Source organism: Ensifer adhaerens, assembly GCF_002007205.1.
GTDB lineage: Bacteria > Pseudomonadota > Alphaproteobacteria > Rhizobiales > Rhizobiaceae > Ensifer > Ensifer adhaerens_D.
The window spans coordinates 835538-850882 of sequence record NZ_LAZS01000005.1; the positions used below are offsets into that span (position 1 = coordinate 835538).

The following is a 15345-nucleotide window of genomic DNA, read 5'->3' on the forward strand; positions in this document are numbered from 1 at the left end:
GGTGTGTAATACCAATTGTGCACGCCTTGATTGCGGCCTGCAATCGGCCGCGTGACGGGGGCTGATTGGCGGGTGATCCGCAAAATCAGCGATGCCGCGCCCGAAGCAGGCGCGGCGTCCGGATACGGTTTTGCCGGCGCCGGCATGGCGCCCGAATGCAGCGAAGACCGGTGGCGATCTCCGCGCTGCCATCTCAACCCGGATGGCTGGCTTCGACGACCGCAAGAGCCGCCATGTTGACAACGCCGCGCGAGGTCACCGACGGCGACAGGATATGCGCCGGAAGCGCCGAGCCGAGCAGGATCGGGCCGACATGCAGGCTGTCGGTCATGGTCTTGACGACGCCGAGCGTGACGTTGGCGGCATCGAGATTCGGGAAGACCAGCAGGTTGGCTTCGCCCGTCAGGCTGCTGTCCGGCATGACGCGCTGACGCAGCGCTTCCGAGATCGCCGCATCGCCGTGCATTTCACCATCGACCTCGAGGTCGGGCGCAAGTTCGCGCACGAGTTGCAACGCCTTGCGCATCTTGGTGGCGCTTTCCGAATCACGCGAACCGAAGTTCGAATGCGACACGAGGGCTGCGCGCGGCGTGATGCCGAACCGGCGGATTTCCTGCGCCGCCATGACAGTCGTCTGCGCGATCTCTTCGGCGCTCGGGCAGTAGCTCACATAGGTGTCGGTAAAGAAGGTGGCGCCGCGCTGCGAGATCAGCAGGCTCAAGGCCGAGAAATCGAGCACGCCGTCACGCTTGCCGATGATCTGCGACACGTCGCGCAGGTGCTTGCTGTAGCGGCCTTCGACGCCGCAGATCAGCGCATCCGCTTCGCCGCGCTTGACGGCCAGCGCGCCGATGACGGTCGTGTTGGTGCGAACGATGGTGCGGGCGGCTTCCGGGATGACACCGAGGCGGCCGACGAGAGCGAAGTAATCCTCGACATAGTCGCGGTAGCGCGGATCGCCTTCGGGGTTCACCACCTCGAAATCGGTATCCGGGCGGATGCGCAGGCCATAGCGGCGCAGGCGCGTCTCGATGATCTGCGGACGGCCGATCAGGATCGGCTGGGCCGTGCCTTCTTCGAGCAGCACCTGGGCTGCGCGCAGCACGCGCTCATCTTCGCCTTCGGCAAAGATCACGCGGTTCTTCTGGGCGTTCTTGGCCGCGGCGAAAACCGGCTTCATGATGAAGCCCGAGCGGAAGACAAAACGGTTCAGCTTGTCGAGATAGGCGTCGTAGTCCTGGATCGGACGGGTGGCGACGCCGCTTTCCTCGGCGGCCTTGGCAACCGCCGGCGCGATCCTGAGGATCAGGCGCTGATCGAAGGGCGAGGGGATCAGGTAGTCGGGGCCGAAGACCGGGGTCTCGCCGGAATAGGCGCGGGCGGCGACGTCAGACGGCTCCTCGCGGGCAAGGCCGGCAATGGCGCGCACGGCGGCCATCTTCATTTCTTCGTTGATCGTGCTTGCGCCGCAGTCGAGCGCGCCGCGGAAGATATGCGGGAAGCAAAGCACGTTGTTGACCTGGTTGGGGAAGTCCGAGCGGCCGGTGCAGATCATGGCGTCCGGACGGGCGGCGCGGGCTGCCTCCGGCATGATTTCCGGCGTCGGGTTGGCAAGCGCCATGATCAGCGGCTTTTCCGCCATCTGGACCAGCAATTCGGGCTTCAGCACGCCGGCTGCGGAAAGGCCGAGGAAGACGTCGGCGCCGCCGATGCTGTCGGCGAGAACGCGGTTGCTGCTATCCTGCGCGTAGATGGACTTCCACTCGTCCATCAGCACCTCGCGGCCCTTGTAGACCAGGCCTTCGAGGTCGTGGACCCAGATGTTCTCGCGCTTGGCGCCGAGCGTCACCAGCAGGTTGAGGCAGGCAAGGGCGGCCGCACCCGCGCCCGACGTGACGATCTTCGCCTTGGCGATGTCCTTGCCGGCGAGTTCGAGGCCGTTGAGGATCGCGGCGGCGACGATGATGGCGGTTCCATGCTGGTCGTCGTGGAAGACCGGGATCTTCATCTTCTCGCGCAGCTGGCGCTCGACCTCGAAGCATTCGGGCGCCTTGATGTCTTCAAGGTTGATGCCGCCGAAGGTCGGCTCGAGCGCCGAGATTACGTCGACCATGCGTTCGATGCTGGACGCATCGATCTCGATGTCGAAGACGTCGATGCCGGCGAATTTCTTGAAGAGGACCGCCTTGCCTTCCATCACAGGCTTCGATGCCAGCGGGCCGATATTGCCGAGACCGAGCACGGCCGTGCCGTTGGAAATGACCGCAACCAGGTTGGCGCGGGCGGTAAAATCGGCGGCCGTTTCCGGGTTGTCGCGGATGGCGATGCAAGGGGCGGCAACACCAGGCGAATAGGCCAGTGCCAGGTCACGCTGGTTGCCGAGCGGCTTGGTGGGCTGGATTTCGAGCTTTCCCGGGCGGGGATAACGGTGGAAGAAAAGGGCCTGCTGGTCGATGTCGCCGCTAGCCGGACCGGTATGGGGTTTCGTCTTGTCGCCCGTATTCATGCTCTCACATTCCTCATTCGTGGTCGTGCCTTTTGGCATGAATTCGGAGCAAGGTACAGTTTGCAGTGCTGAATTCAGCGGGCGGACCAGTGACGCAATGCTGATGTCATCTTCCTGAAACACGAGTCTGGTTTTCACGAGGGCAGAAAGCGTAACCTTAGGACGAGGCTGGCATGATGGCGGCACAGCAAGACAACTCCGTACGAAAGCTCAGGACGTTGTTCCTCTCCGACGTCCATCTCGGCTCGAAGGCCGCCAAGACCGACTATCTGCTCGATTTCCTGCGGCATCATGAAGCGGAGACGATCGTGCTCGTCGGCGACATCGTCGACGGATGGCGGCTGAAGCGCAGCTGGTACTGGCCGCAGAACTGCAACGACGTCGTGCAGAAGCTCCTGCGCAAGGCGCGCAAGGGTACCCGCATCGTCTATATCCCGGGCAATCACGACGAGTTCCTGCGCGACTTTCCCGGCGTGCATTTCGGCGGCATCGAAGTGGCGCAGCGCTACATGCACGAGGGAGCCGACGGCCGTAAGTATCTCGTGCTGCATGGCGACGAATTCGACGTCGTCGTGCGCAATGCCCGCGTGCTCGCCTACCTCGGCGACTGGGCCTATGACACGGCGATCGCCATCAATATCGGCCTCGCCGCCGTCCGCCGGCGTCTCGGCATGCCCTACTGGTCGTTCTCGTCCTGGGCGAAGCTCCAGGTCAAGCATGCCGTCAACTTCATCGGCGAGTTCCAGAAGGTGGTCGCCGAGGAGGCGCGCCGCCACGATGCCCAGGGCGTGATCTGCGGTCACATCCACCATGCCGTGATCGAGGAGATCGGCGACATCCGCTACATCAACACCGGTGACTGGGTGGAAAGCTGCACGGCGATCGCCGAGCACCACGACGGCACGATGGAGCTCATCACCTGGCACCAGATGCGTGGCGGCGCCAGCGAAGGCGAAGCTTCCGGCGAAGCCGACAAGCTGCTCGCCCAACTCCTGACCCAGCGCGCGGCCTGACGTTCGCGCCGCACGGAAAGCCTGTCGCGAAATCTAGGTTATGGCGAGAGGCGCCCGGCTCGTGCTAGAGGTTGGGCACAGCCATCAGGTCAGACGATGATTCCCTCCCAAGCGCCCGCCTATGTGGGCCCTCCGCCGCGCCATTTTGCGCTTCGCATTGCCTTGCTCTTCTGTGCGCCGCTGATCGTCAACGGCTTCGCGATGCCGTATTTTCCGATGTGGCTGCACACGCTGTCGATGAGCGACTTCGAGATCGGCGTGGTGCTGGCTCTGCCGATGTTCGTGCGCGTCATCACCGCGCCGATCGCCGGCGTGATCGCCGATCGGCTCGGCGAGCGGGCGATCGTCCTGATCTGGTCCGGGTTCCTGTCGCTTGGCACCGCGCTCGTGCTGTTTTACTTCCGCGATTTCTGGCCGGTGCTGGTCATCTATACGCTGCAGTCGGCGGTCTATTCGCCCTATGTGCCGATCGTCGAGGCGATTGCGCTTTCGGGCGTGCGGCGCTGGGGCTTCGACTATGCCCATATGCGGCTTTGGGGTTCCGTCGCCTTCATCGGCGCGACCATGCTCGGCGGCTGGATGGTCGGCATTTTCGGCAGCGACATGGTGCTGCCGGCGATGGCGGTCGGCTTTGGCCTGACCATCGCCATGGCCTATGGCGCGCCGCGCGTCGGCAAGCCGCGGCGGCCGTCGCCGATCACCGCGCTCACCGAGCCGCCGCCGAAGTCGCTCCGGCAGCTCGACCTGCAACTGCTTCTGATCGGCGTGACGCTGGTCAATGCCAGCCACGCGATGCTCTTTGCGTTCTCGGCGATTTATTGGCAGCAGATCGGCTACAGAGGCACCGAGATCGGCCTGCTCTGGAGCGCAGGGGTTGCAGCGGAGGTGACGATGTTCATCTTCGCCAAGGCGATCAGCCGCCGTTTCAGCGTCTGGGTGATGATCCTGTCCGGCTGCTTTCTCGCGGTCGTGCGCTGGATCATCTTCCCGATGGATCTCGGCTTCGGCGGCTATTTCATCCTGCAGTGCTTCCACGCGTTTACCTATGCGATCATGCACACCGGCATGCAGCACAAGCTTGTCGAGCGGGTGGTCGAATCCCAGGAAGCCTCCGCCCAGGGGCTCTATTTCTTCTACACCGGCATCTTCACTGCGATCTTCACGTTCCTGTCAGGCTATTTCTACGCCTGGTACGGTGTGAATGGCTTCTATTCGATGTCGGTCGTCGCCTTCGCCGGCTGCTGCTTTGCCGTTTCGGCCTGGTATCTTCAGCCCCAGAGGCGCGGTTCCGGCGGAAAGACCAGCGAGGCTTCGTAGCGCAGGCCAGGCTCGCGATCCTGCGCCAGCAGCAACGGCCCGTCGAGATCGACGAAATCCGCCCCTTGGGCAACCAGGATCGCCGGCGCCATCGCCAGCGAACTGCCGACCATGCACCCGACCATGACCTTCAGCCCGAGGGATACGGCCTCGTCGCGCATGCGCAGCGCCTCGGTGAGGCCGCCGGTCTTGTCGAGCTTGATGTTGACCGCATCATAGCGGCCGACGAGAGAGGCGAGGTCCTTGGTCGCGTGTACGCTTTCATCCGCACAAATGGGGACGGGGCGGGCGATCGTCGCCAGAGCCTCGTCGCGCCCGGCCGGCAGCGGCTGCTCGATCAGGTCGATCAGGGCCTCGGCGCAGATCGAAAAATGGTAGGCAAGCGTCTCCGGTGTCCAGCCCTCGTTGGCGTCGAGGATGATGCGGCTGTCCGGTGCGCCGGCCCTGACGGCGCGGATGCGGGCGGCATCATCCGCCGTTCCGACCTTGACCTTGAGCAACGCGCGGTGAGCGTATCTGGCGGCCTGCGCGCGCATCGCGTCGGGTTCTGCAAGCGAGAGCGTATAGGCCGTCGTCAATGCGCCGGGTGAGGCTATGCCCGCAAGCGCATGAACGGGCTTGCTTTTCTGCTTTGCTTCCAGGTCCCAAAGGGCGCAATCGACGGCGTTGCGGGCCGCGCCGGGCTTCATTTGATGCTGAAGGTCGGCGCGGCTGAGGCCAGCCTCGATGCGCGGGCGGATGGCGGCGATTTCGGCGAGCACCATCTCGATCGTCTCGCCGTAGCGGCCGTAGGGAACGCATTCGCCGGAGCCCAGGTGGACGCCGTCGCCGATGCGGCAGGTGACGACGCTTGCCGTCGTCTTGGAGCCGCGCGAGATCGTAAAGGTGCCTGCAATCGGGAAGTGCTCCACTGCGGCGTCGAGGGAAAGTGACATGAAAGTGTCTCCGGCAGGTAATCTGGTGGCCCGGCGTCATCGCGCCGCAACGTTCGGGTGACAGCAAAGGTGCGAGCCGTTATGACGGTGTAAGGATTTACGAATCTTTACACCGTCGTTGCGTCCGGTCGGGCCTGCAATGGTCGCGATAACACTTTAGGTCTGCTGCATAATTTTGTCCTCAATTCCAGCGAGATTGGAGGCGTTGTGCAGAGGCAATTAGGATAACGGAAGACACGTGCCGCAAGCCGCCCGCAAGATGACCGCCGATGTCGCGCTGGCCGAAAGTGGCAGCGGACGAAGCTATGTCTTCACCGGCGCGTGGCGGCACGAGACGGCCGAGGCCATGGCCGCAAAGCTCGACGCCCTTGCGCGCAAGGGCGACGGTGTCGCCCGGTTCGATCTGTCCGGCGTGACGGCGATGGATACCGCAGGCGCCTGGATCATCCGCCGCTTCATGACCCGCGTCGCCGGTGCGTCGCGCGACGACGTTCATTTTGCCGAGGGCGGGCAGCGCTATGTCGAACTGATCGACGCCCTGCCGGCGGAGCTGCGTTCGCCGGAAAAAAACGGCGAGCGGCTGCCGCTGTTCCAGCGCATCTTCGCCCCGGTCGGCGAAGTGATGGCTGTGACGTGGGAAGATATCGTCGCTGCCATGTACATTCTGGGCTCCGCAGTTCGCGGTGCCCAGCTCAAGCTCGGGCGGCACAGCGGCGTCTCGCCTGCGGCGATCGTGCACCAGATCGACCGCATGGGCGTGATGGCGGTTCCGATCATCACGCTGATGTCGTTCCTGATCGGCGCCATCATCGCGCAGCAGGGCGCGTTCCAGCTGCGTTATTTCGGTGCCGAGGTCTTCGTCGTCGATCTCGTCGGCATCCTGCAACTGCGCGAAATCGGCGTGCTCCTGACGGCGATCATGATTGCCGGCCGCTCCGGCAGCGCGATTACCGCCGAAATCGGCTCGATGAAGATGCGCGAAGAGGTGGATGCGCTGAAGGTGATGGGGCTGAGCCCGGTCGGCGTTCTCGTATTCCCGCGCCTCGTGGCGCTGACCATCGCGCTGCCGCTTTTGACGATCATCGCGAACTTCGCGGCCCTCGCCGGCGCAGCTCTCGTCGCCTGGGGCTATTCGGGCATCACGATCCCGACATTCCTTGCCCGGCTGCAGGAGGCCGTCGATTTTTCGTCGGTGGCCGCCGGCATGATCAAGGCGCCGTTCATGGCGCTGATCATCGGCGTCGTGGCGGCCGTCGAGGGGCTGAAGGTCGGCGGCAGCGCGGAGTCGCTCGGCCGCCACGTGACGTCCTCCGTGGTCAAGTCGATCTTCGTCGTGATCCTCATCGACGGCCTCTTCGCCATGTTCTACGCGGCCATTGATTTCTGATGCGGAGAACAGCGTGAACCCAGTCGAAAAGAGGCACGAGGAATACCAGGCGACCGAGGCGAACGGACGCGAATCGGTGCTTTCCGTTCGCGACCTGACGGTCGGTTTCGGGTCCAACATCGTGCTCGACAAACTGAACCTCGAGATCTACCGCGGCGAAATCCTCGGCTTCGTCGGGGCGTCGGGCACCGGCAAGTCGGTGCTGATGCGCACCGTGCTCAGGCTGCTTGCAAAACGCTCCGGCAAGATCGAGATTCTTGGCGCGGATTACGATAAAATCACCGAGGGCGAACGCATTGCTCTCGACATGCGTCTTGGTGTTCTCTTCCAGCACGGGGCGCTGTTTTCGGCGCTGACGGTGCGCGAGAACATCCAGGTGCCTATGCGCGAGTATCTGGACCTTCCGCAGAGCCTGATGGACGAGCTGGCGCGGGTGAAGATCGAACTGGTCGGCCTGGCGCCGGAGGCGGCGGAAAAGTACCCGTCGGAGCTCTCGGGCGGCATGATCAAGCGCGCCGCACTCGCCCGCGCGCTGGCGCTCGATCCGGACCTCGTTTTCTTGGACGAACCGACGTCGGGGCTCGATCCGATCGGGGCTGCGGAGTTCGACGAGTTGATCGCCAAGCTGCGCGACACGCTGGGATTGACCGTGTATATGGTGACTCACGACCTCGACAGCCTCTTTTCCGTCTGCGACCGCATCGCGGTTCTCGGCAAGAAGAAGGTTCTGGTCGAGGGGACGGTAGAAGACATGCTGGCCTGCGACGATCCCTGGGTGCAGTCCTACTTCCGTGGCAAGCGGGCACGTTCGATCGTGCGGAACGATCAATGAGTTTTGAGAATGCGATCTTGATGCCCAGGCGTCGAGATCGGAGGAAGAGCCGGTGAAGCGGCCACGAAGGTAGTCGGTACGAATGGAAACGAAAGCGAACTACGCCATTGTCGGTTTCTTCACGGTGTTCGTGGTCGCGGCCGCATTCGGCTTCGTCTACTGGATGTCGCAGTATGGCCGAAGCGGCGAGATGATCGAGCTGGTGGTCAATATTCCGGGCTCAGCCAACGGACTTTCCGTCGGTTCGCCGGTGCGCTTCAACGGCATCCCCGTCGGCACGGTCCGCAACCTTGCGATCGATGCCAACGATCCGCGCTATTCGATCGCGCTGACCGAGGTTTCGGTGGATGCGCCGGTGCTGAAGTCGACCAAGGCGACGCTGGAGGTGCAGGGCCTGACGGGTGCCGCCTATATCGAGCTCAGCGGCGGCCACAAGGGCGACGAGAACATACTGAAGACCGCGATCGAGAAGGGCACGCAGGCGCGCATCCTTGCGGATCAGTCGAGCGTCACCAGCCTGCTTGCAACGGCCGACCAGATCATGGACCGCGCCAACAGCGCCATTACGGACATCCAGGGTTTCGTGACAGACGTGCGCGGTCCGCTGACGAAGACCATCGGCAATGCCGAGACGTTTTCCAACGCGCTTGCGAACAATTCCGGCGCGATCGACGATTTCCTGAAGAGCGTCACGGAACTTTCCGGCTCGGTCAGCGCGGCGTCGAAGAAGCTCGATTCGACCCTTGAGTCCGCCGAGACCCTGGTGAAGTCGGTGGATCCGAAGAAGATCGATCAGATCGTCTCGAACGTCGCGCAAATCAGCAACGACCTGAAGGCGGCCTCGGGCGGCGTTTCCGAAACCATCGCCGCCTTCCGGCGGACGGTCGAAACCTACGAGCAGTTCGGCAAGAACGCCCAGAAGACACTGGAGCGGGTCGAGACGCTGGTGGCCGCGGTCGACAAGCAGAAGGTCGAGCTCGCCGTCAACGACATCACCGCGGCGACTGCCGACGCGCGCAGGACCGTGGCCGACATTTCGCAGTTCGCCGCCAAGATCACGGCGCGCCAGCAGGACATCGACCGCACGATTACCGACGTTACGCAGCTGGCGAGCAAGCTGAACGCTTCGGCCAACCGGGTCGACAGCATTCTCGTCAAGGTCGACGGTTTCCTCGGCGATGCGGACGCACCGTCGCTTTCGGCCGACGCCCGCGCGACGCTCGCCTCGTTCCGCAAGATGGCTGACAATCTGAACGCCCAGATCGGCCCGATTGCGGAGAACCTCAAGCGTTTCTCGAATTCGGGGCTGCGCGACGTCGAGGCGCTCGTCACCGATACGCGCCGCACGGTGCAGAGCCTGGAGAACACGATCTCGACGTTCGACAAGGATCCGCAACGTCTTCTCTTTGGCGGCGAGACAGTAAAGCAATATGATGGCCGCACCCGACGCTGAGTCGGTGGGCACAGCCGGCGTGGGGCCGGGCGGTGTGTTTCGATCAGGAATGCGCTCAGGTTGTGTGGGACAAGGGTAACGGCAGTATGAGTTTTCCAGGGCTGGTGGGCGTGCGAGTGACGGGAGCGTGGCGCTCCGCCCTGATTTTCATGCTGGCAGCGGGACTTGCTGGCTGCGGCACCAAAGCGGTCAATGACACATACAGTCTTTCGGCAAGGCCGACGGTCGAAGGTCGCGCATCCACCGGCAAGCAGATCCTCGTGCCGGAGCCGACTGCCCTGAAGGCGCTCGACAGCGATCAGGTCGTGATCCGCCTGTCCGCGGCGGAACTGCAATATCTCTCCAAGGCGCAATGGAGCGACCGGCTGCCGAAGCTGGTGCAGGCGAAGCTCGTCCAGGCTTTCGAGGATACGGGCAAGATCGGAGGCGTCGGCAAGCCGGGCCAGGGGCTCGCGATCGACTATCAGATCATCACCGAAATCCGCGCCTTCGAGATCTCGACGGAAGGCGCCGATACGGCCGTCGTCGAAATCTTCGCCAAGATCCTCAACGACCGCAACGGCACGGTGGGCGCGCAACGGGCATTTCGCGCGACGGCCGGCGTGAAGGGCACGGGCAACCCGGCCTTCATCAAGGCGATGGACCAGGCCTTTGCCAATGTTTCCGCTGAAATCGTCAGCTGGACGCTCGGCTCGATCTGACGACGCGCCTTATTTCGCGACGATCGTCTCGATCCGGTTGATCACTTCCGCGACGCCTTGAACGTTCCTTGCCGCCTCTTCGGCGCGCGAGGCTTCGGCAGCGGTCGCCACGAAGCCGGCAAGCACCATGGTGTTGCCCTTGCCGGTCACTGTGACATCGGCCGCATCGAGGCCGGGCGTTACCGCCAGGAGATGGGCGACGCGGCGCTCCAGCTCCGCCGGGTGCTCCGCGGCCTGCCGCTCCGGCTCGTCGCCGTAGAATGTCCGTTTCTTGAAGATCATCGCATTCACCTCGCTCGACGATGGTGAAACGCCTGATAGCGCGCTTTGTTCGCCTGTTTCATTCGAAACAGCAGGATGTGACCGATCCGTGCGATGGCTCGTTTCAGGCGACGGGTTCTGCGTCGCACTTGGATCACACGGGGATACACAAAAATGCGCCGTTCTTGCCTCGCCATGGCTCTGGCGATGACATCAGCACTTGCCTTCGCTATGCCGGCAAAGGCCGCAAACTACAGTTACGGCTGCAAGCCGAGTTGCATCGTCAAGACCGGGAAGACTTACGGCGCCTTCGGCAGGGTCGTGATCAGGAAGGTGCGCGTCTGCAATTGAGGCCTGCGGGTCTTCGGTCTCCCGGTCTTCGGTCTCCGGGCGTCGTTCTCACGAGCGTCCCGGTAACGCTCCAATCCACGGGATGCTGAGCGACTTCAGCCGGAGGGGCCATCGGTCGCGAGCGCGTCCAGGACGATCGACATCACCCGGTCCTTGCCCGCCAGGTAGTCGGCAAAGGTCGGCTGGGCAACAACATCAGGTTCGAGGCTGCCGGCCGGCACGTCATAGAGGTAATTCAGGATAAAGCACGTTTTGATCTGCGACAGGCTGCAGCCATGTTCCCAGTCGTGAAATCCGGTGGTGTATTGGACCGCAAGCTTGGAATTCGGGAGGATGGCAGCGCCGCCTTCGGCCCAGAATTGCATGCGATCGCCGATGTTCTCGCCGACGATTGTCACCCGTGCACCGCCATAATACTTCAGCCACGCGGCGGTGCTGATGCCCGCGGAGAATGTGTTGGCGGTGGTCAGGACGAACAACCGCCCCGTCGATGGCAGAAGCTCCGGCAAACGTCGGGCGAAATCCGCGGAAAGCAGGTAGTTGCCACCGTTGTTGAACCTGAGGTCGACGACGGCGTCGCGAACGCGCTTTTCAGCCGCTTCAGCGAGCACGTCGGCAAGGTATTGCGATAGAGCAATCGGTGCCTGGTCCCTGACGCGGTTGATCTGAACATAGAGCAGGTCTGGCCTGGGATAGGAATGCCAATAGTTGCGATCGGGCTGGGCGAGATAGGCCGGTGGCGCCACGCCATCAAGCACATGTCGCCAACCCGCTGGCTGGTCAGCCCTAGCAATCGGGCTCAGGTCACGGGCGGGCCAGAAGGTGTGTTTCAGCGGCCCCTGCGTGCCGGGACGTGCTGCGAGCTCGACCGCAAGGGCACTGCCATCGGCAAGGCGCATGTCGTAGCGGCTGCTTCCTGCCGTTTCGGCGAGGCCGGCCGCATGGAGAAGCTCCGGCGAAATGAGAAAGTTCGGCGCCAGCTCCTTGGCAAGGTTGGCAGGCCCGCCGACATATGGCCGCAGGGCCGCAAGCAGGGCGTCCGTCGCCTTGCCGTTTGCGCCGAGCACTTGTGCTGCAAGCAGGTGAGCCTGGTCTTCGGCAGCGGCTATCACGAACAGCCCGTCGGCAAACCAGCCTAGACGAATGGGCACGGCGTTGAAACCGCGGTCACCGACAAGTCCGAGCACGTTGGTATGGCCGTTGTCTACCAGCGCCACTGCCTTTGCGGCGCCCATGGCGAGATCGGCCCGGTCCATATCGCCCGCGCGCTGCTCCATTGCACTCAGCGCCCGTTTGAACTCGTCCTCGGTTTGCGGCGTGAAGCTTCGTTCGAAATCGACGAAATGCCGCAAATGTTCAAGGTCCTGCATGTTTTGCTCGAGCTGCGAAACGGCCGGCTTCGCAGGAGGTTCGGGGTAGGATTTCAGCTCCGGATAAAGCAGCAGGAAGGCAAGGGCTCCAACAGTAAGGACGAGCAACGACGCAAGGACGATTGCGGATACCTTGAGCCATCGCCTGGAACGACCCCGGCTTTGGTTGTTTTCCGGCGCAGCGTTCTCCTTCGACATGCATTCGTCCTTCTCGCTCGCGCCAGGGTTTACCGACAGTACGTCCTGTAGATGTTTATGGGGCTGGAAAAGTACAATAGGTTGCAGAGAATTTTCGAGACGTGAGCGCGAAAGATGCTTGCGGCAACCAGAGGTGCGGTGAAGGTCGGTCCTGCAAACCGGCTGCCAGCGTTGTCGACGCGGGCTCGTTTGCCGCGATCGGTCACATGCGGCGTTCGTCAGCTGCCGGCTTCCAATCTGCCGACAGCATGATCACGTGGCCGGATCTGACCGGTATATCCTGAAACGCCGCTACGGCCAGCGCACCACCGGGGGCAGGGACGACAGGATGGACTCGACATTGCCGCCGGTCTTCAGGCCGAAGATGGTGCCGCGATCGTAGAGCAGGTTGAACTCGACATAGCGCCCGCGGCGCACGAGCTGTTCGTCGCGGTCGTCCTCGGTCCAGGGCGTATTGAAATTGGTGCGCACGATCTTCGGATAGACGATGGCGAAAGCCTTGCCGACGTCGCGGGTGAAGGCGAAATCGGCGTCCCAGCCGCCTTGCTCTTCCGGTGAATGCAGCCAGTCGTAGAAGATGCCGCCGGTCCCGCGCGGTTCGTTGCGATGGGGCAGGAAGAAGTAGTCGTCGCACCACTTCTTGAACTTGGCATGGTCGGCGACCGCATGGCGGCCGCAGGTGATCTCCATCGCCCGGTGGAAGAGCTGCGTGTCCGGATCCGTCATGACGCGGCGGCGATCGAGAACCGGGGTGAGATCGGCGCCGCCGCCGAACCAGTTGCTGGTCGTCACCACCATGCGCGTGTTCATGTGCACGGCCGGAACGTTGGGGTTCACCGGGTGACCGATCAGCGAAATGCCGGACGCCCAGAAGCGCGGATCTTCGGCCGCACCCGGAATCTGGCTGCGGAATTCGGGCGAAAACTCGCCATAGACGGTCGAGGTATGGACGCCGACCTTTTCGAAGACGCGGCCTTCCATCATCGACATGCGGCCACCGCCGCCCTTGCCATCCTCACGGCTCCAGTCCTTGGCAACGAAGCGGCCGGGGGCCCGGTCGGAAAGCGGCCCGGTCAGTTCGTCCTCCACCGCTTCGAAGGCCGCGCAGATGGTGTCGCGCAGCCCCTCGAACCAGGCGCGCGCCTCCGCCTTCTTGTCTTCGATGTCTGCGGGGAGCCCCTGGGGTAGCTGCGGTCGTTCCATGAAAATTGCGTCCTGTTGGCGGGATTTCCCGATGAAATGCCGCCGATTCGATTGAAGTCGCCACAGTTCACACTTTGGCGCTGATGGCAACGGCGGTCCAGCGCCTTGGCCACTCTGTCGCGGCTGGCGCTTCGGTCCCGACCAAACCGCACAAAGCTCTGGCAAAGGCGAGGTTGCGCCCCTATCTTACAAGCCAGAGGTATAGCCCATGGCAAGAATACCTGCAGGCCCGCCGCTGGATGGATTGCGACGGCAGATCGCCCGGCACCGCCGGGACAATCCGACACGAGGCGACGGCCTTTTCGTGCGGGAAACCTTTCGGCTCGATCGCAGTGCCGCCCGCGCGAAAGCCCGGGAATGGTTCGACACCTGGCCCAAGGCCGCCTACTGGACCGAAGTGGAAAGCTGGCGGCAGCTCGACGGCGACGAGATCGAGTTTACCATGCGCCGCCTGCCGAGCGCGGATTGACCACAGGCGCCCTGGTGGTGACGGTGCAGCAGCCTAACGTCCTTGCAAATCCCCCGATCTGTCGACCTGCGGTCGCAACAGTGTCACAACCGCAGAGCTAGAAGGAGGGGCGCCGCGTCCCTCTTTCCCTTCGGCCCTTTCATGCCCGTCCTTCGCTCCGTTGCCGTTCTCTCTGTCACCCAGATCATCGCCTGGGGCGTAATGTTCATGGCTGTCTCGGTGACGGCCGCGCATATGGCGCGCGATCTCGCGCTCAGCCCCTCGACCGTCTATCTCGGCCCGACCGTCATGCTGGTCGCGATGGCGCTGGCGTCGCCGCTCCTGGCGCCGCTCTACGGGCGTTACGGCGCACGGTTGATACTGACGGCGGGCTCGACATTGGCCGCACCGGGACTTTGGCTTCTTTCCATCTCCACGGGGGCGATCACATACTTTCCTGCTTGGGCAATCCTCGGCGTCGCAGGGGCGGCGACGCTGACGACATCGGCGCATATCTTTCTGAGCGAGATCGCTGGCGCCGGCGCACGGCGGGCAATCGGAGCGCAGATGCTGGCGATGGCTCTGGCACCGAGCATCTCCTGGCCGGTTACGGTCCTCCTGCAATCGCTGCTCGGCTGGCGCCCAACGCTGTTTGCCTATGGCTGCGCGATGCTGCTCGTCTGCGCGCCGTTGCATCTGCTCGCGCTGCCGCGTGCATCACAGGGCAAGACGGCGACGGGCAGTGCGCGGGCCGATCAGACTGGCGCGATTGCCACACCGTCCCGACGTGTTGCCGTGCTGATCACGATCGCCGTCGCGCTCAACGGCTTCAATACCTGGGGCTTTCAATTGGTGGCGATTGATCTCTTTCGCAGCTTCTCCGTGCCCGAACATCTGGCGGTCGGCTTTGGATCGGCGATCGGCGTCGTGCAGCTTTCGGCGCGGCTCTTCGATTTCCTCGGCGGCAATCGCTGGGACGGGCTTTCAACGGGCCTCGTCGCTGCGATCATCATGCCACTGGCACTGATTGCGCTGATCGCCGGCAACGGCAGCGAATGGTCGATCGTCCTTTTCCTGCTTCTCTATGGGCTGTCGAGCGGCGCCATGTCGGTTAGCCGTGCGACCATGCCCCTCGTGTTCTTTTCGGCCGGAGACTATGCCTCGGTCATGGCCCGGCTCGGCCTGCCGCTCAATCTGGCCTTTGCCGTCGCAGCGCCCTTCTTCTCCTATGTGCTTGGCTCTGCCGGCAATCGGTGGGCGCTGGTCATCGCGATCCTGTTTTCGCTCGGGACGCTCGCAAGCATGGTCGCGCTCACGCGGCTCAGGCCGAAGAACGAAACGCTGTCGTAGCTCGCGTGGTCGCGGCTCTT

The 15345-nt window shown here is 63.4% G+C and carries 14 protein-coding genes; 9 read left to right on the top strand and 5 right to left on the bottom strand.

The features are described from left to right. Positions 1-193 precede the first annotated feature (193 nt). Positions 194-2506 carry an NADP-dependent malic enzyme gene (locus tag XB14_RS07900; protein WP_077961078.1) on the bottom strand — a complete coding sequence of 771 codons (2313 nt, stop codon included), beginning with the start codon at positions 2504-2506 and terminating at the stop codon, positions 194-196. Between the two features lie 173 nt (positions 2507-2679). On the opposite strand from XB14_RS07900, the gene XB14_RS07905 reads away from it, so the two are divergent. Both XB14_RS07905 and XB14_RS07910 read left to right on the top strand, forming a co-directional pair. Further along, positions 2680-3519, top strand: coding sequence for a UDP-2,3-diacylglucosamine diphosphatase (locus XB14_RS07905; RefSeq protein ID WP_077961079.1), 840 nt, complete (start codon positions 2680-2682; stop codon positions 3517-3519). Positions 3520-3615: 96 nt separating this feature from the next. Continuing rightward, positions 3616-4836 carry an MFS transporter gene (locus XB14_RS07910; protein WP_077961080.1) on the top strand — a complete coding sequence of 407 codons (1221 nt, stop codon included), beginning with the start codon at positions 3616-3618 and terminating at the stop codon, positions 4834-4836. Here XB14_RS07910 and dgcA read toward each other — a convergent pair. Then, positions 4788-5771: an N-acetyl-D-Glu racemase DgcA gene (dgcA, locus tag XB14_RS07915; protein WP_077961081.1), complete on the bottom strand. Its 984-nt coding sequence runs from the start codon at positions 5769-5771 to the stop codon at positions 4788-4790. The two genes, XB14_RS07910 and dgcA, sit on opposite strands and share 49 nt — an antisense overlap. Before the next feature lie 259 nt (positions 5772-6030). On the opposite strand from dgcA, the gene XB14_RS07920 reads away from it, so the two are divergent. The 4 genes from XB14_RS07920 to XB14_RS07935 all read left to right on the top strand — a co-directional run bounded on the left by XB14_RS07920 (position 6031) and on the right by XB14_RS07935 (position 10144). Further along, a complete protein-coding gene (locus tag XB14_RS07920) occupies positions 6031-7158 on the top strand; it encodes an ABC transporter permease (protein WP_143348356.1) in 1128 nt (375 codons plus the stop codon). 13 nt (positions 7159-7171) lie between these two features. Beyond that, entirely contained in the window at positions 7172-7990 is an 819-nt protein-coding gene (locus tag XB14_RS07925) for an ABC transporter ATP-binding protein (RefSeq protein ID WP_077961083.1), read from the top strand. 82 nt (positions 7991-8072) lie between these two features. Then, positions 8073-9443 (top strand): MlaD family protein, encoded by a 1371-nt coding sequence (locus XB14_RS07930; protein WP_077961084.1) that lies wholly within the window; start codon positions 8073-8075, stop codon positions 9441-9443. Between the two features lie 86 nt (positions 9444-9529). After that, positions 9530-10144 carry an ABC-type transport auxiliary lipoprotein family protein gene (locus XB14_RS07935; RefSeq protein WP_077961085.1) on the top strand — a complete coding sequence of 205 codons (615 nt, stop codon included), beginning with the start codon at positions 9530-9532 and terminating at the stop codon, positions 10142-10144. Between the two features lie 9 nt (positions 10145-10153). Here the strand turns inward: XB14_RS07935 and XB14_RS07940 are convergent, their stop codons facing one another. Further along, positions 10154-10426, bottom strand: coding sequence for a BON domain-containing protein (locus tag XB14_RS07940; RefSeq protein ID WP_077961086.1), 273 nt, complete (start codon positions 10424-10426; stop codon positions 10154-10156). A gap of 153 nt (positions 10427-10579) precedes the next feature. On the opposite strand from XB14_RS07940, the gene XB14_RS33130 reads away from it, so the two are divergent. Next, a complete protein-coding gene (locus XB14_RS33130) occupies positions 10580-10756 on the top strand; it encodes a hypothetical protein (RefSeq protein WP_179119558.1) in 177 nt (58 codons plus the stop codon). A 95-nt stretch (positions 10757-10851) separates the two neighbouring features. Here XB14_RS33130 and XB14_RS07945 read toward each other — a convergent pair whose 3' ends face one another. Beyond that, positions 10852-12324 (bottom strand): hypothetical protein, encoded by a 1473-nt coding sequence (locus XB14_RS07945; protein ID WP_077961087.1) that lies wholly within the window; start codon positions 12322-12324, stop codon positions 10852-10854. A 291-nt stretch (positions 12325-12615) separates the two neighbouring features. Then, complete coding sequence (hemF, locus tag XB14_RS07950) at positions 12616-13527, bottom strand: oxygen-dependent coproporphyrinogen oxidase (RefSeq protein WP_077961088.1); 912 nt, start codon at positions 13525-13527, stop codon at positions 12616-12618. 208 nt (positions 13528-13735) lie between these two features. Between hemF and XB14_RS07955 the strand changes: the two genes are divergently transcribed. Beyond that, on the top strand, positions 13736-13996 hold the full coding sequence (locus XB14_RS07955) for a hypothetical protein (protein ID WP_077961089.1): 261 nt from the start codon (positions 13736-13738) through the stop codon (positions 13994-13996). 141 nt (positions 13997-14137) lie between these two features. Then, complete coding sequence (locus tag XB14_RS07960) at positions 14138-15325, top strand: MFS transporter (protein ID WP_077961090.1); 1188 nt, start codon at positions 14138-14140, stop codon at positions 15323-15325. Positions 15326-15345: the final 20 nt, after the last annotated feature.

Bases quoted from the DNA above. Each gene is read 5' to 3' on its own strand.
- XB14_RS33130 (WP_179119558.1), top strand. From the start codon at position 10,580: ATGCGCCGTTCTTGCCTCGCCATGGCTCTGGCGATGACATCAGCACTT.
- XB14_RS07920 (WP_143348356.1), top strand. From the start codon at position 6,031: ATGACCGCCGATGTCGCGCTGGCCGAAAGTGGCAGCGGACGAAGCTAT.
- dgcA (WP_077961081.1), bottom strand. From the start codon at position 5,771: ATGTCACTTTCCCTCGACGCCGCAGTGGAGCACTTCCCGATTGCAGGC.
- XB14_RS07910 (WP_077961080.1), top strand. From the start codon at position 3,616: ATGATTCCCTCCCAAGCGCCCGCCTATGTGGGCCCTCCGCCGCGCCAT.
- XB14_RS07905 (WP_077961079.1), top strand. From the start codon at position 2,680: ATGATGGCGGCACAGCAAGACAACTCCGTACGAAAGCTCAGGACGTTG.
- XB14_RS07945 (WP_077961087.1), bottom strand. From the start codon at position 12,324: ATGTCGAAGGAGAACGCTGCGCCGGAAAACAACCAAAGCCGGGGTCGT.
- XB14_RS07935 (WP_077961085.1), top strand. From the start codon at position 9,530: ATGAGTTTTCCAGGGCTGGTGGGCGTGCGAGTGACGGGAGCGTGGCGC.
- XB14_RS07955 (WP_077961089.1), top strand. From the start codon at position 13,736: ATGGCAAGAATACCTGCAGGCCCGCCGCTGGATGGATTGCGACGGCAG.
- XB14_RS07960 (WP_077961090.1), top strand. From the start codon at position 14,138: ATGCCCGTCCTTCGCTCCGTTGCCGTTCTCTCTGTCACCCAGATCATC.
- XB14_RS07930 (WP_077961084.1), top strand. From the start codon at position 8,073: ATGGAAACGAAAGCGAACTACGCCATTGTCGGTTTCTTCACGGTGTTC.
- XB14_RS07900 (WP_077961078.1), bottom strand. From the start codon at position 2,506: ATGAATACGGGCGACAAGACGAAACCCCATACCGGTCCGGCTAGCGGC.
- hemF (WP_077961088.1), bottom strand. From the start codon at position 13,527: ATGGAACGACCGCAGCTACCCCAGGGGCTCCCCGCAGACATCGAAGAC.
- XB14_RS07940 (WP_077961086.1), bottom strand. From the start codon at position 10,426: ATGATCTTCAAGAAACGGACATTCTACGGCGACGAGCCGGAGCGGCAG.